This is a genomic window from Frigoribacterium sp. PhB118, assembly GCF_003751725.1.
Taxonomy (GTDB): domain Bacteria; phylum Actinomycetota; class Actinomycetes; order Actinomycetales; family Microbacteriaceae; genus Frigoribacterium.
On record NZ_RKID01000006.1, the window covers coordinates 1 to 22,452 of the forward strand.

The 22,452-nt window shown below is 73.1% G+C and carries 17 protein-coding genes; 4 read left to right on the forward strand and 13 right to left on the reverse strand.

What is annotated here, in order from left to right; all coding sequences use genetic code 11:
* Positions 1–102: 102 nt before the first annotated feature.
* The 4 genes from EDF21_RS14960 to EDF21_RS14975 all read right to left on the reverse strand — a co-directional run bounded on the left by EDF21_RS14960 (position 103) and on the right by EDF21_RS14975 (position 5,041).
* Complete coding sequence (locus EDF21_RS14960; RefSeq protein WP_123571905.1) at positions 103–885, reverse strand: NADPH-dependent F420 reductase; 783 nt, start codon at positions 883–885, stop codon at positions 103–105.
* Positions 886–959: 74 nt separating this feature from the next.
* A complete protein-coding gene (locus tag EDF21_RS14965) occupies positions 960–3,023 on the reverse strand; it encodes a chaplin family protein (protein ID WP_123571999.1) in 2,064 nt (687 codons plus the stop codon).
* Between the two features lie 99 nt (positions 3,024–3,122).
* Positions 3,123–4,175, reverse strand: coding sequence for a hypothetical protein (locus EDF21_RS16785; RefSeq protein ID WP_158612936.1), 1,053 nt, complete (start codon positions 4,173–4,175; stop codon positions 3,123–3,125).
* Positions 4,176–4,354: 179 nt separating this feature from the next.
* Entirely contained in the window at positions 4,355–5,041 is a 687-nt protein-coding gene (locus EDF21_RS14975; protein ID WP_056047111.1) for a TetR/AcrR family transcriptional regulator, read from the reverse strand.
* A 201-nt stretch (positions 5,042–5,242) separates the two neighbouring features.
* Here EDF21_RS14975 and EDF21_RS14980 point away from each other — a divergent pair, with 201 nt between their 5' ends.
* Entirely contained in the window at positions 5,243–6,553 is a 1,311-nt protein-coding gene (locus EDF21_RS14980) for an ice-binding family protein (protein ID WP_123571906.1), read from the forward strand.
* A gap of 138 nt (positions 6,554–6,691) precedes the next feature.
* On the opposite strand, the gene EDF21_RS14985 is transcribed toward EDF21_RS14980, so the two are convergent.
* From EDF21_RS14985 to EDF21_RS15000, 4 genes are all read right to left on the reverse strand, one after another.
* Entirely contained in the window at positions 6,692–8,107 is a 1,416-nt protein-coding gene (locus EDF21_RS14985; protein WP_123571907.1) for a LamG-like jellyroll fold domain-containing protein, read from the reverse strand.
* A gap of 35 nt (positions 8,108–8,142) precedes the next feature.
* Complete coding sequence (locus EDF21_RS14990) at positions 8,143–8,748, reverse strand: hypothetical protein (RefSeq protein WP_056047117.1); 606 nt, start codon at positions 8,746–8,748, stop codon at positions 8,143–8,145.
* Positions 8,749–8,931: 183 nt separating this feature from the next.
* Positions 8,932–10,608: an AarF/ABC1/UbiB kinase family protein gene (locus tag EDF21_RS14995; RefSeq protein WP_233568534.1), complete on the reverse strand. Its 1,677-nt coding sequence runs from the start codon at positions 10,606–10,608 to the stop codon at positions 8,932–8,934.
* A gap of 41 nt (positions 10,609–10,649) precedes the next feature.
* Positions 10,650–11,192, reverse strand: a complete 543-nt coding sequence (locus EDF21_RS15000; RefSeq protein ID WP_056047119.1) for a PadR family transcriptional regulator — start codon at positions 11,190–11,192, stop codon at positions 10,650–10,652.
* A gap of 386 nt (positions 11,193–11,578) precedes the next feature.
* Between EDF21_RS15000 and EDF21_RS15005 the strand changes: the two genes are divergently transcribed.
* The gene (locus tag EDF21_RS15005) at positions 11,579–13,600 is read left to right on the forward strand and encodes an Ig-like domain repeat protein (RefSeq protein WP_123571909.1); all 2,022 of its coding nucleotides are present in this window, start codon (positions 11,579–11,581) and stop codon (positions 13,598–13,600) included.
* Positions 13,601–13,829: 229 nt separating this feature from the next.
* Here the strand turns inward: EDF21_RS15005 and EDF21_RS15010 are convergent, their stop codons facing one another.
* The 5 genes from EDF21_RS15010 to EDF21_RS15030 form a co-directional block, all read right to left on the reverse strand.
* Complete coding sequence (locus EDF21_RS15010; RefSeq protein WP_123571910.1) at positions 13,830–14,615, reverse strand: SDR family oxidoreductase; 786 nt, start codon at positions 14,613–14,615, stop codon at positions 13,830–13,832.
* Between the two features lie 273 nt (positions 14,616–14,888).
* Entirely contained in the window at positions 14,889–17,261 is a 2,373-nt protein-coding gene (locus EDF21_RS15015; protein ID WP_123572001.1) for a beta-glucosidase, read from the reverse strand.
* A gap of 41 nt (positions 17,262–17,302) precedes the next feature.
* Positions 17,303–18,208, reverse strand: a complete 906-nt coding sequence (locus tag EDF21_RS15020; RefSeq protein ID WP_056047129.1) for a carbohydrate ABC transporter permease — start codon at positions 18,206–18,208, stop codon at positions 17,303–17,305.
* Complete coding sequence (locus tag EDF21_RS15025; RefSeq protein ID WP_056047131.1) at positions 18,205–19,239, reverse strand: carbohydrate ABC transporter permease; 1,035 nt, start codon at positions 19,237–19,239, stop codon at positions 18,205–18,207. Before EDF21_RS15025 ends, EDF21_RS15020 begins: the two co-directional genes overlap by 4 nt.
* A gap of 10 nt (positions 19,240–19,249) precedes the next feature.
* Positions 19,250–20,536, reverse strand: a complete 1,287-nt coding sequence (locus tag EDF21_RS15030; RefSeq protein WP_123571911.1) for an ABC transporter substrate-binding protein — start codon at positions 20,534–20,536, stop codon at positions 19,250–19,252.
* 147 nt (positions 20,537–20,683) lie between these two features.
* Here EDF21_RS15030 and EDF21_RS15035 point away from each other — a divergent pair, with 147 nt between their 5' ends.
* Both EDF21_RS15035 and EDF21_RS15040 read left to right on the forward strand, forming a co-directional pair.
* Positions 20,684–21,691, forward strand: a complete 1,008-nt coding sequence (locus EDF21_RS15035) for a LacI family DNA-binding transcriptional regulator (RefSeq protein ID WP_123571912.1) — start codon at positions 20,684–20,686, stop codon at positions 21,689–21,691.
* 59 nt (positions 21,692–21,750) lie between these two features.
* Complete coding sequence (locus tag EDF21_RS15040; RefSeq protein ID WP_123571913.1) at positions 21,751–22,392, forward strand: hypothetical protein; 642 nt, start codon at positions 21,751–21,753, stop codon at positions 22,390–22,392.
* Positions 22,393–22,452: the final 60 nt, after the last annotated feature.

A 22,452-nucleotide genomic window follows, 5' to 3' on the forward strand; every position in this document is an offset into this window, starting at 1 on the left:
CGAGTGAAAGCGTTCATGGTGAAGCTCCTTGTCAGTTGGTCCCGGTGGGGATGTACTGGGTTCGCCACCGGGCCCGAAAAGGATTGGAACGCATCTACTTCGTTACCCGGCCGTGACCTCCAGCCCCGCGTCGGCACCGGCGACCGGACCCGGGGAACGTCGCGCGCGGGCCACCGCGAGCCCGCGTTGCGAGCTCCAGAAGTCGCGGACCGTCTCGCGGAGTTCGGACGCGCCGACGTCCGCTCCGAAGGCCAGCGACCCCGGCTCGAGGGCGATGCCGTCGGCCAGGGTGGGCAGGGCGACGGGGTCGAAGCCGATGGCGTCCACGAGGTCCGCGACGACGTCGAGTGCCTCTCGGTCGTCCGATGCCAGGGCGATCGCGCTCCGCTCGGGATGACCGGCGGGCAGTGCTCCCTCGTCGAGGTCGTGGTACCCCATGTGGTTGAAGCCCTTCACGACGCGTGACGCGGGCAGGTGCTGCTGGACGAGCTCGCTCGTCGAGGTCCGGACGTCCGAGAGGTCGTCGCGCAGGCCGTCGGTCTCCCACCAGTAGTTCATGGCGTCGACGACGACCTTGCCCGCCAGGGCGTCCACCGGCACCGAGTCGAGCTTGCCGAGCGGCAGGGCCAGGACGACGATGTCGGCCTCCCGTGCCGCGTCGGCCGACCAGACCGCGCGGGCCCCGGGGGCGATCACGTCGACGATGAGGCGGATGCGGGCAGGGTCCCCCGAGCCGGAGAGGAGGACGGGGTGGCCGGCGGCGTGGACGAGGCGGGCGAGGACGGTGCCGACCTTGCCCGCGCCGAGGATGCCGATGGTGGGTGCGGACGTCATGTGTCGTGCAACGCACGAGGGCGTCCGGCGATTCCGGACGCGGCGATGCACCGCAGGCCCCTGAACCAGGTCTGCGGTGCACCGTCGGTGTGGAGTCGCTCAGGAGCGAGCGACGGAGGTGACCGTCAGGCGCGGGCCGTCCGGCGGCGGGCCGCCACGAGCAGGCCGAGCCCGGCGAGCAGCGCCAGCAGTCCGCCCAGGAGCGGGGCCGTCGCGTCACCGCCGGTGAAGGCCAGCGACGAGTCGGCGGCGAGGGCCGAGGAGGCGCTGGTCCCTGAGGCGAGGACGCTGCGGTCGGCCGCCGCGGCGGTCACGAGCACGGTGCCGGTCGTGCCGTCGACGCCGTTGGTGTCGTCCGTGCCGGGCGTGGTGGTGCCGCCGTCACCCGGGGTGGCGGGCGTCGTCGGGTCGGTCGGGTCGGTCGGCTCGAACGGCTCGGCCGGGTCGACGGGGATCGTCGGGTCGGTCGGCGTGGTCGGCGTGGTGGGCGTGGTCGGCGTGGTCGGCGTGGTCGGCGTGGTCGGCGTGGTCGGCGTGGTGCCGGTCGTCCCCTCCGTGGTGTCGCTGTCGCCGATCACCGAGACGGCATTGCCGCCCACGGTCACGGGCAGCCCCACCGACGGCACGATCTGCGTGCCCCCGAGGATGCCGTCGTCACCACTCGTGGTGCCGCCGGTCGAACCCGTACCGGCGCCGGTGGTGCCGGTGCCCGTCGTGGTGCCGCTGCTGCTGCTGCTGTCGCCGATCACCGAGACGGCGTTGCCGCCCACGGTCACGGGCAGCCCCACCGACGGCAGGACCTGCGTGCCCCCGAGGATGCCCTCGTCACCACTCGTGGTGCCACCGGTGGCGCCCGTACCGGTGCCGGTGGTGCCGGTGCCCGTCGTGGTGCCCGTGCTGCTGCTGTCGCCGATGACCGAGACGGCGTTGCCGCCCACGGTCACGGGCAGCCCCACCGACGGCACGACCTGCGTGCCCCCGAGGATGCCGTCGTCACCGCTCGTGGTGCCACCGGTCGAACCCGAACCGGTGCCCGTGGTGCCGGTGCCCGTCGTGGTGCCCGTGCTGCTGCTGCCGCCGACCACCGAGACGGCGTTGCCGCCCGCGGTCACGGGCAGCCCCACCGACGGCACGACCTGCGTGCCCCCGAGGATGCCGTCGTCACCGCTGGTGGTGCCACCGGTCGAACCCGAACCGGTACCGGTGGTGCCGGTGCCCGTCGTGGTGCCCGTGCTGCTGCTGTCGCCGATCACCGAGATCGCGTTGCCACCGATCGCGACCGGGGTGGTCACCGTCGGGATCACCTGCGTGCCCCCGGCGACGGAGTCGTCACCGCTGGTGGCGGCGCCACCCGTGGTCGGACCCGTGCCGGTTCCGGTGGTGCCGGTGCCGGAACCGGCGGCCGGAGCCGTCGTCGAGTCGGTGCTGCTGCTGTCGCCGATGACCGAGACGGCGTTGCCGCCCACGGTCACGGGCAGCCCCACCGACGGCACGATCTGCGTGCCCCCGAGGATGCCGTCGTCGCCACTGGTGGTGCCGGTGGCCGAGCCGGTGGGAACGGCGCCGGTCGCGCCTCCTGCGGGGGTGCCGGTCGTGGTGCCGGTGCTCGACGAGTCGCCCAGCACCGAGATCGCGTTGCCACCGACCGTGACCGGCAGGGTCACGTCGACGAGGGCCTGGGTGCCCGAGCCGATCGCGTCGTCGCCCGACGTGGCGGCAGGGGCCGCCGGTGCCGGTGCCGCGGGGGCCGCGGCCTGGACGGGAGCGGCCGTGCCGGCCGAGTCGCCCAGCACCGAGACCGCGTTGCCACCGACGCTGACCGGCACGTCGATCGAGACGATGCCCTGGCTGCCCGAGAGCACGCCCGAGTCGCCGCTCGTCGTCGTGACGGGCGCGGCGGGCGCGGCGGGTGCGGCGGGTGCCGCGGCCGGGGCGGCGGGTGCCGCAGCCGGAGCGGCAGGGGCGGCAGGCGCCGCAGGGGCCGGCGCGGTGCTGCTCGAGTCGCCGAGGACGCTGACCGCGTTGCCGAGCGCCGAGACCGGAGCCTCGACGACGGCGCCGACCTGGGTGCCCGAGAGCAGCCCGTCGTCGCCGGTGGTGGTCGCCGCGTTCGCGGCGGTGGTTCCGAGGGCCCAGATGCCCCCGATGAAGAGCGCTCCCATGAGCCCTCTCGAGACGTACGTGTTCATGGTCTTCTCCAAGAGATGAGGTGTGTGGTGCCGCGGAGTCGCGGCGGGGTCGCTGATGTCGTCGGCAGCCGGGAGGCTGCAGGGGCGACGCGACCGGCCTCAGTCGGGGGAAGAGTCGGTGTCGTACGCAGGCGTCGACGGGAGGTCGTCGTCGCCGTCCGCGGACCCGGCCGAGACGGCGAGTCCGGGAAGCAGGGAGGCGCGGGTCGCGTCGAGCGCGACGGCACCGCCGGCCGCTCCGCCGCCCGAGGCCTGACCGTTCGCGCTTCCGCCGGTGCCCGAGGGCAGGGCGGGCGTGCCGTGGTCGTCCCCGGCAGGAAGCGGTGCGGGGCCGGGGGTGGGCGCCAGGGGTGCGCTGGTCGTGTCGGCGGACGAGGACGGACCCGAGGCGATCTGCGCCCGCAGGATGCCGACCGCGTCGGTCGATGCGGTCGTGCCGGACACGTCGGACGCGTCGGCCACCGCGGCGACGGCGAGCTCGTCGACGGCGACGACTCCGAGGCCGTCGGTTCCGTCGACGTCCGCGTCCGCCCCGGCGGGCGCGTCACCCGCGGGGACCGTGACGCCCGGTCGGGGCGTGACGCCCCCGGGCACGACCGGCGGGACCACGGGGGCGGCGGGGGCCGCGGCCGAGTCGCCGACGGCGGTCAGACCCTCGTCGACGACGCCGGTCAGCGGATCGGTCACGGTCGAGACGGGTGCCGGGCCGGTGACGGCAGGCACCACGGGGACGGCCGCGACGACCTGGTCCACGGTCTGCGCGACGGGCGCGACGACCGACGAGACCGGTGCGGCGGCCGCGACCTGCTGCACGACCTGGGGCACCACGGGGGCCGCGGCCTGCACGACCTGCTGCACCGGGGGTGCGACGGCCGTGGCCTGGACGGCGACGCCCGTGACCTGCGACACTGCGCCTCCTGCGGTCTGACCGACGGCGGCCACGGGGGCGTCGAGCGATCCGGCGACCTGGCCGACGGCCGAGGTGACGCCGCCGAGGAGGGACGACGAGGCCTCGTCGGCCGAGGCCGACGGGGACGAGAAGACGAGTCCGAGACCGACCATGCCGATTGCGGCGAGACCCGAGAAGCCGAGGAGGCGCACGAGACGGAGCGGGGCGGGTCGCCTCGTCGTCGTCTCGGCCGTCTGATCCACGGCGTACCTTCTTCGGTCGCGTCTCACCGGGGTGGTGGGTCCCGGCGTCGGGGTCGTGCCCCTCATCGCGCTGGTGAGACGCGATGTGCCGTCTTTTCTACGCCGACGACGCCGGATTGTCCATGAGCCTGTCTCAGATGTACCCCGATCGCCTCGACGACCCGTCGGCGAGGGACGGCTCAGACCAGCTCGAGGTCCCAGGAGGGCGGCACGTAGACGGAGCCCCACCCGGCGCGCAGGCGCGTGATCGCCCGGTCGAACGACTCCACGACGTCCATGTCACGTCGGACCATGGACTGCAGCTGCAGTCCCTCGTAGAGGGCGATCAACTGCTCTGCACCCCTGGCCGGCTGCATCGTGTCGGGCTCGCGCCCGAGCTCGACGTCCTGCGCGAGCGAGCTGTGGATCAACCGGTAGAACTGCTGCCACTGGTCGTGCAACAGCGGCGCCAGCGGGTGGCCGGGGGTCGCCGCGACGTTGACGGTGGCACTCAGCAAGCGCATCAACGCGGGTTCGGCGGCGTTCGCGGCGACGATCGCGCGCAGCAGGGCGATCGTGCCGTGCGTCCGGGCGAGGGGGAGCAGCGGCCGGGTGCGGCGGCCGACCCAGAGGTCGACGGTCGCCAGGACCAGGCCGTTCCAGTGGGTGAACTCGTCGCTCACGGTCTTGACGGGCAGATCGGCGGCTCGGGCGACCAACTCGAACGACGCCTCGTGGAAGGCGTGCTCGGTGAAGACGCGCATGGCCGCCTCGACGATGGCGATGCGTCGCTCGACGGCGGCGGACGGGGCTCCGAACGGGGTGGCGGGGGTGGTCGTCGTGGCCGTCGGGGCGTCCGACGACTCGGGGTGGGTCTCGTGGATCACGCATCGACGTTACGGACCGCGCGGCGCACGAGTCGACGCCCAGTCCGGGGTACACGGTGCCGCTGCGTCGGTCGCGTCGCCGGATGACGCGTCAAGGATTGAGTTCTCAGGGAGACCCGCGTATACCTCAGGTAACGGGGAACGCCCGCACGAACCGATCACGTGTGTCCAGGTGCCTCCTCTTCCCAGTCAGGTGGCGCCATGCCCCGTTCGACGTCCCCTTCCCTCCTCGCCCGCTCGGGGCTCGTCCTCGGCGTCGCCGCCGCCCTCACGGTGGCCTCGGCCCTCCCCGCGAGCGCCGCGAACGTCATCGACGGCCCCGTCGACCTCGGGTCGGCCCGCAGCTACGCCGTGCTCGCCTCCTCGACGGTCACCAACACCGGCCCCAGCGTGGTGAACGGCGACGTCGGCCTCAGCCCCGGCTCCTCGGTCACCGGGTTCGACGCCGGTGGCCCCGGCGTGATCGTCGGGGGCGTGCAGCACGTGGCCGACGAACCCGCGCGGCTCGCGCAGCAGGACCTCACCTCGGCCTACGACGTGGCCGCAGCCCTCACCCCGCAGGAGAGCAACGTCGTCGACCTGGCCGGTCGGTCGCTGTCGCCCGGCGTCTACTCGGGGGACGCGGTGCAGCTCACCGAGAACGGCAGCCTCGCGTTCGCCGGCTCCGATCGGTCGGTCTGGGTCATCCAGGCCGCCAGCACCCTGACCATCGGCGCGAACACGACCATGACCTTCTCCCAGGGCGCCAGCGCGTGCAACGTCTTCTGGCAGGTCGGCAGCTCGGCCACCCTCCTCGCCGACGCGGACTTCCGCGGGACCATCCTCGCGCAGGAGTCCATCACCGCGACGACGGGTGCGACCGTCGTCGGACGGCTCCTCGCCCGCACCGGCGCCGTGACGCTCGACACCAACACCCTCACCGTGCCCGCGGCCTGCCCCACGGTCGGCACGCCGTCCGAGACCGTCGCACCGACCATCACGTCGGGCAGTCCGACGGCCGCGACCGAGGGCACCCCGTACTCGTTCACCGTCACGGCGACCGGTGCCCCGGCCCCGACCTTCACCGTCACCACCGGCACCCTGCCGGCCGGCCTCACGCTGAACGGCACCACCGGCGAGATCTCGGGCACCCCGACCACCCCCGGCGACACCACCGTCACCATCACGGCCGACAACGGCACGACGCCGCCCGACACCGCGGACTACACGATCACGGTCACCCCGGCCGACGTCGTCACGCCGCCCCCGGGCGACGGCGGCACCCCTCCCGGCACCGTGACTCCCCCCGGCGCGACCACGCCTCCCGGGACGACCACGCCTCCCGGGACGACCACGCCGTCGACCCCGGCCGTCCCCGTCTCCGACCGGAACGGCACCGGCCCCCGCGGCGACCTCGCCTACACGGGTGCGGACACCACGCTGCCGGTGATCGGCGCCGGCCTGGTCCTGCTCCTCGGTGCCGCCCTCGTCACCGTCACCGCCATCCGACGCCGCCGCCTCGCCCGGTCCTGACCGGCGGGTCCACCGGAGGCGCCTCGCTCGACCGACCCGCGCCTCCTGACCGAGGCCCCGGTCCCGGATCCCCGGGCCCGGATCCCCGGGCCCGGGTCCCCGGACGCCGGACGCCGGTCGACGGCCGCCGGTCGACGTTCACCGGCCGGCCGCGTACCGCGCTCTCACCTCGGCCGCCGTCGAGGCGACGTCGAGGACCGTCGTGTCGTCGAGGTCGCCCCGGAAGTGCTTGCTGGTCGGCGGCGAGGGCCAGGGCGCGTTCACCGCGTCGTAGCCGATGCGCCAGTAGCCTCGGGCGTTCTCGGCCGCCGCCTGGGACGACGACCCGACCGGTGCGCCGTCCACGTAGAGCGTCATGCCCGAGAAGTCCAGGGTCGCCGTCGCGAGGTGCCACGCACCGTCGGTGTACGTCGACGGGCTCTGCAGGGTGAAGTACCCGCCGCTGTAGACGCCGAAGATCAGCGTGCCCCGGTCGGTCAGGTAGAGGTGACGGTCGTACTGTCCCGACGCGCCCGCCTGGCTGTTCCCGAAGCCGATCAGCTTGCCGCCCGTCGTCGTGGTCGTGCGGAACCAGGTCTCGACGGTGAAGACCTGGGGGCCGTCGATGTTCAGCCCCGTCGTGACCTGACCGTCCACGCCGTCGAGCCTCAGGAACGGGCCGTCACCGGGGGCGCACGTGCCGCCCGTGATCGTGGCCCCGGGGGTGAGGGTGCCCGGTCGTCCGTTGCCGCTGCTGTCGCGCGCGGTCGTGCCGACCCCGTCGTTGAACTGGTAGGCGAATCGCGCCTGCGCCGCGACCGGGCGGTCGAGGCAGGCGAACCGCGAGGTGGCGAGCACGGTCGAGGTCGAGGTCGTGGCCGAGAACGCCGCGTGGCTCGAGCCGACGACGAGGAAGAGCACGGCCACCCCGGCCACCACGGTGAGGGCGACGCCCGAGACCCGGGCCGCGCGCGACCGCCCCGACGGCTGCGTGGGCGCGCGGTGACGGGACGGGGCGAGGGGGTCGACGACGTTCTCGCTGGTCGGCTCGAGCCGCGTCGCCGCGAGCAGGAGCAGCACGACGAGGGACACGATGAGCACGCCCACGACGCGGTCGCCGCCGTGCCAGAGCATCGGCGACCCGATGGACGGCACGAGCAGGACCCCGACGCCGTGCACGGCCTCGGCGGCGACGGGGCTCGAGTCGACCTCGGCGTTCGCGTCGCCCTTGAGTCGCAACGACCCGTCGTCGGTCGTGTCGACCAGACGGTGCAGCCGCAGCTCCCCGGCCCGGTCCGGATCGTCGACGAGCAGCACCTGCCCCGCGTCGAGGTCGGCGGTGTCGACGGGCATCGCCACGACCACGTCCCCGGCGGTGATCGCGGGCGACATCGACCCCGTGACCACGGTCGTGGGCGACCAGCCCCAGAGGGCCGGGACGGCCGCCCAGAGCAGGAGGCACACGGTCGTCGTCAGGACGACCCGCGCGATCGTCGCCAGGCACAGCGCACCCCAGAACGACAGGTCGGAGCGGACCTGCGGGGTGGTGGCGGCGGGGGCCGCGAGGGTCGTCATGTCGGCGTGTTCCGGCTCGGACGTCGTCTCCCGCGTCAGCGGGTCTGGGCCTCCCAGGTGAAGGCGATCGCCGCGCGCGAGTCCTGACCGGTGTTCGGCGTCGACTGGCTGAGCGCGTACGTGAACTTGAACGAGCGGGACTCGGCGGCCGTCCCGTCCGGTGACCAGGTCGGGGCGCCGGTCGCGTAGCCGGTCCGCTGGCTCGCGAAGTCCGCGAGGGTGCCCGAGAAGACCTGCGCACCCTGGCTCGCCGGGGTGAAGCCGTCACACGAGGCGCTGGAGGCGCCCGATCCCTGTTGGATCGTCAGGTCGAGGAAGGACGAGAGCGAGTTGGTCGTGGTCGCCGCCGTGCCGTAGAGCCGGACCGACGAGGGCAGGCTGCCCGTCGAGGTGACCGTGATGCACCTCGTGCCGGTGTCACCGGGCATCAGGCCCGAGGCCGAGAACAGGGCGACGTCGGAATCGTCGTCCGTGAGCTGCACGGTGCCGGTCGACCAGTTGCTCGTCGGGTTCGAGGTGGTGGCCGAGAAGGCCGAGTACGACGCCGTCGAGATGATGGCGCCGGAGGCGATGACGGCGACGGGCACGGCGGCCCAGCGGGCACGGCGGGTCCAGCGGGCGCGGCGGAGCGATCGGGACATGTCGGGGAGTCCTTCGGGTGGGGGGCGCCGAGGCCCCCGTGGTGCCTGTCGGGAGGGGGCTCTGACGTCTCGGCACGGTGCCGATGGGGCGACGGTACCGAGGGATCGTCGACTCGGTAAGGGGCGTCGTGTCCCCAGTCAGGGGGAACCCCCTGTACCCCGCCGGGGCGTACCGGCCGGACGTCAGCGTCCGCGGCCGGCCAGCAGCGCGTGCAGCAGGGGCACCGCCGAGGTGGCCATGAGCACCGTGCCGACCACGTCGTCCCCGCTGCGCAGGACGGCCCCGGCGATCAGCAGGGCGGCGAAGAGCACGGCCGAGACCACCCGCCGGGCGGTCCGCTCGATGCGGGTCAACTGGCGCTCGATCCGGGGGCTGCCCACCTCGAGCGTGCCGTCCTCGAGGCGCGTGACGAGGTGGTCGAGTCGGCCGGGCAGACGCACGGCCACCGTGGCGGCGTCGAGGGTGCGGCGCGTGACGTCCTGCACCGCGTTGCCGCGTTCGTCGCGGATCAGCTGGGCCGCGTAGGGCTCGACCGAGTCCCACAGGTTGAACGCCGGGTCGAGCGCGCTGGCGACCCCCGAGGTCAGCGTCATCGCCCGCAGCACGAGCAGGAAGTCCTCGGGCAGCTGGAACGGCAGCGACCGGATGAGGTCGCCGAACTGCCCGGCGAACTCGCGGTACTCCCGCGGGTCGACCTGCCGGAGTTCGGCGAACCCCATGCCGCCGAACCGGGCGAAGGTGGCGGTCACGGCCCGCTCGAGCCCGAGCGTGTCGGCGCTCGGCAGAAGGACGCCGAGGTCGCGCATGGCGTTCACCATGCCCGAACCGTCACGCGAGGCCGCCGCGATCAGCAGCTTGCGCAAGCCCGTCCGGGTGCCCGTCGGCACCTCGCCCATCATGCCGAAGTCGATGAAGGTGAGCTTCCACGGTCGCTGCCCGTCGACCGCGTCGGGCACGGGCGTGACGAAGATGTTGCCGGGATGCGGGTCGGCGTGGAAGAACCCGTGGGTGAAGAGCTGGTCGAACATCACCGCGGCGAAGACGGGGGCGACCTCGGCGGGGTCGATGCCGGCGGCGGCCAGCGCGTCGACGTCGGTGATCTTGATGGCCGAGACGTCGTCCAGCACGAGGACGCGACGCGTGGTGCGCTCCCACACGACGTCGGGCACGCTCACCCTCTCGTCGTCGGCGAAGTCGGCGGCGAAGCGGGCCGAGTTGGCGGCCTCGTTGAGGTAGTCGATCTCTTCGAGGCTGGTGCGCGCGAACTCCTCGACGAGGGCGGGGGCGTCGACCCGGTCCGACACCAGCCGGACGTGGCTGAGCCAGCCGCCGACGCGGCGGAGTGCGGCGAGGTCGACGTCGACCACGGCGTCGATGCCGGGCCGCTGCACCTTGAGCACGACGTCTGTGAGGCCCGTGTCAGCGGCGTCGACGGGCCCGAGCGTCGCCCGGTGCGCCTGGCCGAGCGAGGCGGCGGCGATGGGCGACTCGGCGACGGTGGCGAAGACCTGCCCGAGGGGTCGGCCCAGCTCGGCCTCGGCCAGGGCGCGGATGCCCGAGAAGGGCACGGGCGTGACCTCGTCCTGCAACCCCTCGAGCTCTTTGGTGATCTCGGGCGGCAGCACGTCGAGGCGGGACGACAGATACTGGCCGACCTTGATCATCAGACCGCCGAGGTCGAGGGCCAGAGCATGGAAGCCCCGGGCGAAGCGCCGCATGCGTCGGGCACGCGTGCGCTCCGCGAGCCGCCGCAGGCCGAAGCGGGGCAGGACGAGTTCGAACCACCAGGTGACGGCGAGGTGCCGCGACGCGAACCGCAGGATGCGACGGTAGCGCGCGCGACCGGCCCGGTCACGCACCGGAGGACTGGACGCGGAGGGGTCGGTCGACGCCACCCTCGTCAGTCTCGGGCGAGGATCGAGTAGATGCGACGACGGGCCTCGTCGAGCACCGCCACCGCCTCGTCGACCTGCTCGGGCGAGCCCGTCCGGCCGACCTGCGCCGTGGCGCGGGCCAGCTCGACGCCGGCCTTGGGCAGGGCGCGGAACCGGTCGCCGGTGGCGGAGCGCTCGGGCTCCCACGGAGCCGACGGGTCGACCCCGGCGGCGGCGCGACCGGCCTCGGTGAGCGAGTAGACCTTGCGGCCGTCGGTCTCCTCCGCGGCGACGAGCCCCTCGTCGGAGAGCAACTGCAGGGTCGGGTACACGGACCCGGCGCTGGGCTTCCAGTCGCCGCCGCTGCGCTCGTCGATCTCGCGGATGATCTGGTAGCCGTGCATGGGGCGTTCGGCCAGCAGCGCGAGGATCGCGGCCCGCACCTCGCCCCGCGGGGCACGGGTGCCCTCGCGGCGGTCGAAGGTCGAGCGGAGCTGCTCCATGGCCTGCCACATGCCGTCGAGGCCGGTGCCGAAGCCGAAGGTGCCGGGTGCTGACGTGCTGCTCATGGTGTTCTCCTTCTCGAGGGTGGAACGGGGTCGAACGATACCCGGACGATATACCCCCACCGGTGGCCCGTCAGGGCTGACGCTCAGGCAGGAGGCGCGGCCGCCGAGATCCCGAACGGTCCTGTTCTGGGGGTCCCCACGCACTCGTTCGGGGGGTTCGGGCGACCGGGCGAGGGTGGTTGAGTTCCATTCGTGGGTATGAACCCCCACCGACGGCGCGTTGCCGTCACCTCTCCGGCGTTCCCCGACGTCCGCCGGCGAGCCCTGCTGCCTCGGCGTTCCCCGACGTCCGCCGAGGCGGCAGGACCTCCGTCGTTCCCCGACGTCCGACGGAGCCGTACGTCCCTCGGTGACGGTCCGCGCCTCCGAGATCCCTGGAGTCCGCCATGCCCTCGTTCCCGACCCGCCGCTTCGCGGCGACCGCCGCCGCCGCGGCCCTGCTGTTCACCGTCCTGGTGACCGCCCCCGCCCAGGCCGCGACCCCCTCGCCCGCCCCGGTCGCCACCGTCCCCACCACGACGGCCGCCGCCTCGACGGCCACGTCGGGCGTCTCGGCCGACCTCTCCGGCGACATGATGACGGTGCCCGCGGCGCCCCTGCTGAGGGCCCAGACCGACGACGACGTGTCGCCGACGACCGGGGTGACGGACCACCCGGTGTACGTCAGCGTCGCGGCGGCGACGGCCGCGACCTCGGACGACTCCCCCACGCCTCCCGACGACGCCTCGATCCGCGCCGCCGTGACGCAGCTGCACGACTACTGGTGGGCGGAGTCGGGCCACACCGTGAACGTGACGCTCGCCGGCATCGAGACCCGGTCGCTCGACCAGGCGTCGTGCGTCCCCGCCACGGTGCTCAACACGGTCCACACCTCGGCCTTCGGCGGACGGTTCGCCCGGTACGCGTGGGCCGGCACGAACGAGCACCTGATCGTCCTGAGCCGCGAGACCTGTGGGACGACGGCGACCGCGTTCGGCACGGTCGGCGGCGACGGCGGCGAGGTCTTCAGCTCGTACGGAGCGGGCAACACGCTGGGCGTCCCCGTGCTGCTGCACGAGTTCGGCCACAACCTCGGCTTCGGCCACGCCGGTGCCGGCATGTGCCGCAGCACGACGTCGTTCGACGGGGCCGCGAGCGACTACCGGTACGCCACGTCGACCGACTCCCCCGCCTCCTGCCCCGTGCTGGAGTACGGGGACTTCCTCGACATCATGGGCTACTCGGTCTCGTCGTCCCGCCCCCACCTGTCGTCCGTCCAGCGGGTCCGCGCCGGTTACCTGACCGACGTCACCACGCTCAGCGGGGCGGGCACGACCCGCCAGGTCACCGTCGCCTCGCTCGACGGCGCCGCGAAGGGCCGCGCCGTCAAGGTGGTCGACCCGGTCAGCGGTCAGGACTACTACGTCGAGTACCGCACCGCGACCGGGACGGACGCCACCAGCCCGGAGTTCGGCGGACGTTCTCCGTCCTGCGCCCTCGTCGGATCGGGCTTCACGCGCTGCGCGCTCACCAGCGACAAGACGACCGGCAGCGTCCGGGTGCTCCGACCCCTCACCCTCGCGGGCAGCACGGTGTCGACCGCCGCCCTGGCGGTCGGCCTCGACGCCGGGCGCGACCCCAGCCGTCGCGACACGCACCTCGACGCGGGCGAGTCGTTCACCAGCGCGAACGGCGGGTTCACGGTGTCGGTCCGCTCGATGACCCCGTCGGGCGGAGCGGTCCTCGACGTGAGCCTCGCCGGGGGGTCCGCCAAGGTGCCCGCCTCCGCTCCGGCCCCGACCCTGTCGGCCCCGGCGCCCGCGACCGCACCCGCGACGACGACCAGTCGCCTGAGCGTCGACCGCACCCGCCAGACCCACGGCTCGAGCACCCCGATCACGACGACCACCCAGGTCGTCGCGTCGGACGGCTCGGCCCCGAGCGGGACGGTGACGCTCCGGGACGGCACGGCCGTCGTCGGCAGCACGAAGGTCGGGTCCGACGGGCGCGCCACGGTGACCCTGCCGGGGACGACCGCGGCGGGCACCCACCAGCTGCGCGCCTCCTTCGTCCCTGCCACGACGACGCAGTCCGGCTCGGACTCGGCGGTCGTCGGAGTGACCGTCGACAAGGCCTCCTCGTCCAGCGCGCTGACCCGCGGGACGACGGCGATCACCAAGAACAAGGCGGCGACGGTCACGGTCACGGTGTCGGCCCCCGGCGTCCCCCGCCCCACCGGCACCGTGACCGTGACCTCGGGCGGCAGGACCGTCGGCACCGCCACCGTCTCGGCCGACGGAGCAGGACGCGTCACCGTGCCGGTGGGGACCTTCACCCGCGGGGGCACGTACGTCTTGTCCGCGTCGTACGCCGGGTCGGGCAACGTGTCGGCCAGCGTCTCGAAGCGGATGATCGTCGTCCTGCGCTGACGAGCGCGGCGCCGAGTCCGCTGACGCACGCCGCGCCTCCTGCCCTGGCGCTCCGCGTCGGCCCGGTGGCCTCCCTGCCGGCCCGCGGCGCGACGACGAACCCGGTTCCGAACGATGCACCCAGAAGCAACGGGGTGCATGGTTCGGAACCGGGTGCGAGGCGGCAGGAGGCGCGGGTCGGCGACCGGCGGAGGCGCGGGCCGGGACTCGGGACGCCCCCGCGCGTGCCTCAGTACTTCGCGGACTGCCCGCCGTCGATGGGCACGACGGCCGCGTTGACGTAGGTGGCGTCGTCCGACAGCAGGAAGGCGACGACCGAGGCGATCTCGTCGGCCTTGCCGTAGCGCTTGGTCGGGTTGATCTGGATGAACTGCTCGGCGGCCTTCTCGGGGTTCTCGGCGTCGATCTGGCGCATCGAGGCCTCGACCATGGGCGTCCAGATGGCGCCGGGGGCGATCGCGTTGACGCGGATGCCGAACTCGCCGTACTCGACGGCCGAGTTGCGGGTCAGGCCGACGACGCCGTGCTTGGCCGCGGCGTAGCCCGACTGGTTGCCGACGCCGCGGATGCCGCCGACGCTCGCGGTGTTGACCACGGCACCGCCGTCGCCCTGCGAACGCATGACGCCGAGCACCTTCTCGAGGCCGAGGAACACCCCGCGCAGGTTGATCGAGACGACCTTGTCGAACTCGTCGGCGCCGAACCGCTCGGTGAGGTTCTGCTTGCCCTCGATGCCGGCGTTGTTGAAGAACGCGTCGATGCGCCCGAAGCGCTCGACCGTCGCCGACACGTAGCGCGCGACGTCGTCCTCGCTCGACACGTCGGCGACGACGGTCAGCACCTCGGCCCCGGGGACGGCCTCGAGCACGGCGGCCTGCGAGTCGGCGAGGCCCTTCTCCGAGACGTCGACGAGGGCGAGCTTCGCGCCCTCGCTCGCGACGCGGACGGCGGTGGCCCGGCCGAGGCCCGACCCTCCGCCGGTGATGAGGACGACCTTGTCGGTGAAACGCTCCATGGGACGGGCTCCGGTTCTCTCGTTCGGTGAGGCCCGACGCGGCGCCGGGCCAGTGGTCGCGCGACCGTGCGCGACTCGCCGTAAGGCTACACATGTCGCCTTACTGCGCCCTGACCGTGGTGGCCGCGCCGCGCCTCCTGCCGTCCCGCGCCGCGCCTCCTGCGACGCGACGAACCCCGTTCACGAAGACGAACCACGAGAAAACGGGGTTCATCTTCGTGAACGGGGTTCGGGGCGCAGGAGGCGCGGGTCGGCGACCCGAGGAGGCGCGGGTCAGCGCCCGGCGCGCGTCCCGATCTCGACGCCCACGATCCGCTCGTCGGCGATCGTCACGGGGTACACGTCGCCCGTCAGCCGCACCGTCGCCTCGGCCTCGCGCTCGGCGCACGAGCCGCCGACCCAGAGCTCGACGTCCCCGGGCTCGACGACCCGTCGGTGCTGCCGGTCGGTCAGCGCCAGACGGGCGGTGGGGACGCGGAAGACGACCCGCGCCTCCTCACCGGGTCCGAGCGCGACGCGCGCGTAGCCGAGCAGCTGCGCGACGGGCCGGGTGACCGAGCCGACGACGTCGTGCGCGTAGAGCTGCACGAGGTCGGTGCCGGGGCGGTCGCCCGTGTTGGCGACCGTCACCGAGGCGACGAACGAGCCACCCGCCGGCACCTCGGCCGAGTCGACGACCAGGTCGGAGCGTCGCCACGAGGTGTACGACAGCCCGTGCCCGAACGGCAGCACGGGCGTGCTGTCGGCGCTCGTCACCTCGGACGGCCCGCCGAGCACCGGGTGCAGGTACGAGAACGGCTGCGCGCCGGCCGACCGCGGCAACGACACGGGCAGGTGCCCGGACGGCTCGACGCTGCCGGTCAGGACGCCGGCGACGGCGGCCCCGCCCTCCTCCCCCGGGAAGAACGCCTGGACGACGGCGGCGGGCGCCCCCGCACCCGACACCGCCCACCCGATGGCGTACGGCCGGCCCGAGAGCACGACCATGACGGTCGGCGTGCCGGTGGCGACGACGGCCTCGACGAGCTCGCGCTGCACCCCGGGCAGCTCGAGGCTCTCGACGTCGTTGCCCTCGCCGACGGTGCCCCGGCCGAACAGGCCGGCCCGGTCGCCGACCACGACGACCGCGACCGCAGCGCCCCGGGCGGCCTCGACCGCCGCGGCGATGCGTGACCGGTCGTCGCCCTCGACGTCGCAGCCGGCCTCGACGACGACGTCGGCGGAGGGCAGCTCGATGCGGAGGGAGGCGGCGACGGTCGGCAGGTCGATGCCGAGCGGCACGCCGGGGTGGTGCGCCAGCACGTGGTTGACGAACGAGTAGCAGCCCATGAGGGCCTCGGCGCTGTCGCCGTTCGGGCCGACCACCGCGACCGACGCCGGGCCGGTCCCCGCGACGTCGGCACCACCGGTGGCACCCGCCGACCCCCGCACGAGCGGGAGCACGCCGTCGTTCGTCAGCACGACGACCGACTCGTCGGCCAGCCGCCGCGCGACGGCCCGGTGCTCGGCCGAGTCGAGGTCGATCGCGGTCGGCGGCGGCGTCTCGAACGTCTCGTCGAGCAGCCCGAGCTCCTCCTTCTCGGCGAGCACGCGGATCACCGCCCGGTCGACCAGCGCCTCGTCCACGTCTCCGGCGCGCACCCGCTCGGCGAGGGGCGCGAGGTAGGCGTCACCGGTGGGCAACTCGACGTCGATGCCGGCCTCGAGGGCCAGCGCGGCGGCCTCGCCCCGGTCGGCCGCGACGGCGTGCATCACCTGCAGGAACGCCACCGAGAAGTAGTCCGACACGACCACGCCGTCGAACCCCCACCTGCGGCGCAGCACCTCGGTCAGGTACGACGGCGTCCCGGCGACCGGCACCCCGTCGATCTCTGCGTACGAGTTCATCACCGACCGCACCCCGCCGTCGAGCACGGCCATCTCGAAGGGCGGCAACAGCACGTCCTCGACGAACCGCGGTCCGACCTGCGCCGGTGCGTGGTTGCGCCCCGCCGCCGAGGTCGAGTAGCCGACGAAGTGCTTGAGCGTCGCGTGCACGCCGGCCGCCTGCAGCCCCTTCACGTAGGCGGTGCCGATCGTGCCGACGACGTAGGGGTCCTCGGCGATGCACTCGTCGACCCGACCCCAGCGGGTGTCACGGATGACGTCGAGTACCGGCGCGAGACCCTGGTGCACGCCGAGGTCGCGCATGGACCCGCCGATCAGCCGGGCCATCTCCTCGACCAGCTCGGGGTCGAACGACGCGCCCCAGGCGAGCGGCGTCGGGAACGTCGCGGCCTGCCAGGCGGCGAGGCCGGTCAGGCACTCCTCGTGCACCAGCGCGGGGATGCCCAGTCGGGTCTCGTCCCGCAGGCGGCGCTGTTCGCGCCACAACCAGGAGGCGCGCTCGACGGGGTCCACCGGCCGCGTCCCGTAGACCCGCGTCAGGTGCCCGAGCCCGTGTCGGGTCGCCTCGACGTAGTCGCCCGACGTCGCCATCTCGCCCTGCATCGGGGCGACGTTCTCGGCCCCCTGGTCGACCCACCAGCCGACCAGCTGGGCGAGCTTCTCGTCGAGGGTCATCTCGGCCAGCAGCGACGCCACCCGGTCGGAAACGCGGGGTTCGCCGACCGTGAGGGCCTGCGGTCGGTGAGCGGTGTCGGTCATGTCGGCTCGCGCCTCCTGGTCTGTGACGGTGTCGGTGGCGGTCATCCCTTGACCGCCCCGGTGAGCCCGCCGACGATGCGGCGTTCGAAGAGGCTGAAGAAGATCAACGCGGGCAGCATCGAGAGCGCCGTGAAGGCGAGCACCCGTGCCGTGTCGACCGAGTACTGCGACGAGAACGCCTGCACGCCGAGCGGCAGGGTGAACGTCGACGGGTCGTTGAGGATGAACAGCGGCAGCAGGTACGAGTTCCAGGCGCCGATGAAGGCGAGGATGCCGACCGTGATCACGCCGGGCAACGACAGCCGGACGACCATCCGGAAGAAGAAGCCGAGGCGGCTGCAGCCGTCGATGAACGCGGCCTCCTCGATCTCGTCGGGGATCGCGCGGAGGAACGGCACGAGGATGATGATCGTCGTCGGCAGGGCGAAGGCGATCTGCGGCAGGATGACGCCGGCCAGCGAGTTCGTCAGGCCCAGGTCGCGGATCACGAGGTACAGCGGCGTGATCGCGACGGTCATCGGGAACATCAGGCCCGCCGCGAAGAGCGCGTAGAGCACCCCGCGACCGGCGAACCGGTACCGCGCCAGGACGTAGCTGGCGGCCAGGCCGAGCGCCACCGTGCCGATCGTGGTCGCCCCGGCCGAGATCAGCGAGTTGCCGACCTGTCGCCAGAACGTGCCGCCGGTCAGGACGTCGAGGTAGTTGCCGACCTGCCACGGGCTCGGGAACCCGGACGGGTCCGTCGTGATCTGCGCGTTGGTGCGGAACCCGCCGATCACGATGAACGCGACGGGCGCGAGCATCGCCACGATGACGACCACCGCGACCACGTACGCGACGCCGCGGCCGGGGTCGGCGATGCCGCGCCTCCTGCGGGTCGACGGCCGGGGCGCCGCGGGCGCGGGGGTGCCGCCGCGGGGGCGGGCGGGCAGGGTGCTGGCGGTCATCGTTCTTCTCCTGCGGTGGTGGCGGAGGTCGTGACGGCCCCGGCCGTGTCGCGTCGCAGCACGAAGCGCTGGTAGACGAGGGCGACGACGAGCGAGATGAGGAACAGCACGACCGCGACGGCGTTGCCGTAGCCGTAACTGCCCGAGGTGCGGCCGTTGGCCACCATGTAGGTCGCCATGGTCGACGTGCCGGCGGTGGCCGCGATGTACTGACCCCAGATGATGTAGACGAGGTCGAACAACTGCAGCGAGCCGATGATCGACAGGAACGCCCAGATGCGCAGGGTCGGTCCGAGCAGCGGCAGCGTGATGCGGCGCTGGATCTGCCACCAGCTCGCGCCGTCGATCGCCGCGGCCTCGCTGAGCTCCTCGGGCACGCCCTGCAGCCCGGCCAGGAAGAGGATGACGGCGAAGCCGACGTACTTCCAGGTGATGATGACGAGCAGGGTCCAGATCGCGATGCTCGGGTCGGCGAGCCAGTCGGTCGCGAACGAGCCGAGGCCGACCTTGGTGAGCAGGTCGTTGACGGCGCCGCTGCCCTGGAGCATGAGGCTCCAGCCCGTGCCGACGACGACCTCGCTGATGACGTAGGGCACGAAGATCAGCACGCGGATGAGCGACTGACCGCGCAGCTTGCGGTTGAGCAACAGCGCGAGCCCGATGGCCACCGGGCCCTGCAGCACGAGCGAGAGCACGACGATCGTGGCGTTGTGCCGCAACGCGTCGAGGAAGGTCGGGTCCTGGAAGATCGTGACGTAGTTGCGGAACCCGACGAAGTCGGTCGGCGGGCCGAAGCCCGACCAGCTGAAGAAGCCGTAGTAGGCGGCCATCACGATCGGGAAGACCACGAACGCCAGGAACACGACGAGGGCGGGACCTACCAGCAGGGCGATCTCGAGGCCGCGGGCGCCACGCCCCTTCCGGGACACGGCCCGGGAGGCCGCCGGGGGCGAGGCGAGTGCCTCGCCCCCGGCGGTGGCGTGAGGCCGCGAGGGTGCGGCGGGCCGCACGGAGGGTTCGCGGAGACTCACGATCCGACCTCTACGCCTTCTTGGCGGCGGCGTCGACGGCGTCGACGAACTGCTGCGGCGTGCCGTCACCCGAGAGCAGGTCGACCACGGCGACGTTCATCGCGTTGCCGACGTTCAGGCCGTAGACGGTGTCGAGCCACTGCGAGACGAAGGGGGCGTCGTTGTAGGCGCTGAGCACGTCCTGCAGGTAGGGCTCGGTGACGGCCTCCTGGGCGACCGTGTTGACGGGAGGCGCGTTGAAGGCCTTGTAGTAGGCCGTCTGCACGTCGGGGGTCGCCAGGTAGTTCAGGAAGTCGACGCACGAGTCGGGCGCACCGGCCGAGCACGAGTACCCGTCGACCCCACCCATGATGGCGCCGGTCTCGCCGTCACCGCCGTCGACGGCGGGGAAGGGGAACCAGCCCAGGTCGGACAGCGGCTGCTGGTCGGGCGTGAGCGAGGCGATGACGCCCGGGTTCCAGGCACCCATGAGCTCCATGCCCGCCTGGTGGTTGGCGATCAGGCCGGCCGAGCTGCCGGCGCCCTGCTGGGCCGCCGTGGTGAGGAACCCGTCGTTGAACGGCTCGGTGTCGCGGAAGTCGGCGAGGTTCTCGGCCGCCTCGACCCAGCAGTCGTCGCTGAAGTCACGGTCGGTCGCGGCCTTCTCGAGCACGTCCGAGCTGCACGAACGCAGCGCGAAGAAGAAGTACCAGTGGGCGGCGGGCCAGGCGTCCTTGCCGCCGAGCGCGACGGGCGAGACGCCCGAGCCCTTCAGGGCGGTGACGGCCTGGTCGAGCTCGTCCATCGTCGCCGGGGCCTCGGTGATGCCGGCGGCGTCGAAGAGGTCCTGGCTGTACCAGAAGCCACCGGGGAGCACGGCGACGGGCATCGAGTACACCTTGCCGTCGACCGAGCCCGACCCGAAGGTCCCCTCGCTGATGTCCTGCTTCGCGTCGTCCGAGATGACGTCGGTGAGGTCCTTGACCTGTCCGGCCGAGACCATGGCCTGGAGCTTGCCGCCGCCGCGCTGCAGGAACACGTCGGGGGCGTCGCCCGAGTTGAGGGCGGTCTGCAGCTTGCTGTCGAAGTCCTCGTTCTGCACGGTCTGGACGTCGATCTTCACGTCCGGGTTGGCCTTCTCGAAGTCGGCCGCGGTGGCCGTCCAGAAGTCCTGGCCGGGGCCGGTCGTCGAGTTCTGCCACAGGGTGAGCGTGCCGTCGTCCGACCCGCTTCCGCCTCCGGTGCTGCAGCCGGTCAGCAGTCCCGCTCCGATCAGCAGGGCCGCAGACCCGGCCAGGAGCCGTCGAGATGTGGTCATGGTTCCACCTTTTCCTCTTCGTTGAGCGGCCGTGGTCGGCCGAGCGTGCCGTGCTCCGATGCGCGGCATGGCCTCAGTGTCGAAAACGGCGGGGACGGTGTCAAACGTTTTCGAAAACCATTTCCGTCGGGCTAGGCTGCCGACGTGATGACGGCACGGGTGACGATCCACGACGTGGCACGGGCTGCCGGGGTGTCGGTCGCGACGGTGTCCAAGGCGGTCAACGGCCGCTACGGCGTCTCGGCCCAGGCGATCGAGCGCGTGATGGCGGCGGTCGACGAACTCGGCTACGAGTCGAGCCTGGTGGCCAGCAGCATGCGGGCCCGCCGCACCGGGGTTATCGGCGTGCTCGTGGCCGACTTCGAGCCGTTCAGCTCGGAGGTGCTCAAGGGGGTCGGGGCGGCCGTCCGGTCGCGGGGCGCCGAGTACGACCTGCTGGCCTACAGCGGGGCGCACCGCGGCGAGAACACCGGGTGGGAGCGTCGCTCGCTCAGCCGGTTGAGCGGCACGCTGATCGACGGCGCGATCCTCGTCACGCCCTCGGTGCTGACCACCGCCGCGAGCATCCCCGTGGTGGCCGTCGACCCGCACACCGGGCGCACCGACCTGCCGTCGGTCGAGGGCGACAGCCGGGGCGGGGCGCTGCTCGCCGTCGAGCACCTGCTCGGCCTGGGGCACCGTCGCATCGGCTTCCTGGCCGGGCGTCCCGACCTGCGCTCGGCGTCGTTGCGCGAGGCGGGCTACGTGCAGGCGCTCCGGGCGGCCGGCATCACCCGCGACCCGGCGCTGACCCGCAACGGCGACTTCGAGTTGACGGCCTCGCGCCAGGCGGCCCGCTCGCTGCTGACGAGCCCCGACCGGCCGACGGCCGTCTTCGCCGCCAACGACCTCTCGGCCATCGCCCTGCTGCGCACCGCGCTCGACCTCGGCCTGCGGGTGCCCGACGACCTCAGCATCGTCGGGTTCGACGACATCCCCGAGGCCTCCCGCGAGTCGCCTCCGCTGACCACCGTGCAGCAGCCGATGCAGCGGCTCGGCAGCGCGGCGGCGGGCATGCTCTTCACGATGCTCGAGGGCGGCGAACCGGCCGCGCCCGAGGTGCAGCTGCCGACGCGGCTCGTGGTGCGCGGGACGACGGGGCCGCCGCGCGGGTGAGCCCGGCGGAACCGGTTGCCTGTTTACACTTCCCTACGCCCCGGCGTACCCTTGTGTGCATGCCTGAGCAGAGCGTGGCCGACTACGCCGCCAAGAACGGCCTGTCGGTTCGACGTGTCCAGGCCCAGGCTGCGAGCGGCGCACTGCCCGCACGACGGGTCGCGGGGCGTTGGCTGATCGATGAGTCGCTCGAACACCGTGCCGTCGCACGGCGCCCTCTCGGTGCGCGCATGCAGAAGGCCCTGTCCGCACGACTCGAGGATCTCGACGACGGGTTGACGCCTACGGAGAAGGTGCGCCTCGTGAGGCACCTCGACGACTTGCGGTCAGCCGACGACCCCGCCGACCTGATCTGGGCGTGGTTCCGACCTCGGCAGCCCCTGCGACTCGACGGACTCGCGAGCGACGTCGCCGACCTCCCCGGCGACGCCCGAATCGTCCCGTCCGGGTTCAGCGACCCGCGCGCCGGGATCGCGGCCGCCGGAATGCTCGAGGCCCACGTCGGCACCGACGACCTCGACGCCGTACTCGACGACTTCATCCTCGAACCCTCCGACCGGCCGACCGTCCTGTTGCACGTCGACGACGCCCGCCCCGTCCATCCGGTGCCACTAGCGGTCCTTCTCGTGGATCTCGCACAGAGTCCCGGGCCGCGCGAGCGTGCCCAGGTGGGCCGTCTCGTGGCCGAGCGCCTGTCATGACGATCGTCGCCCCCGTCATGACCCCGGCTCAGGCAGCCGCATGGCATTCCCTCTTCGCCG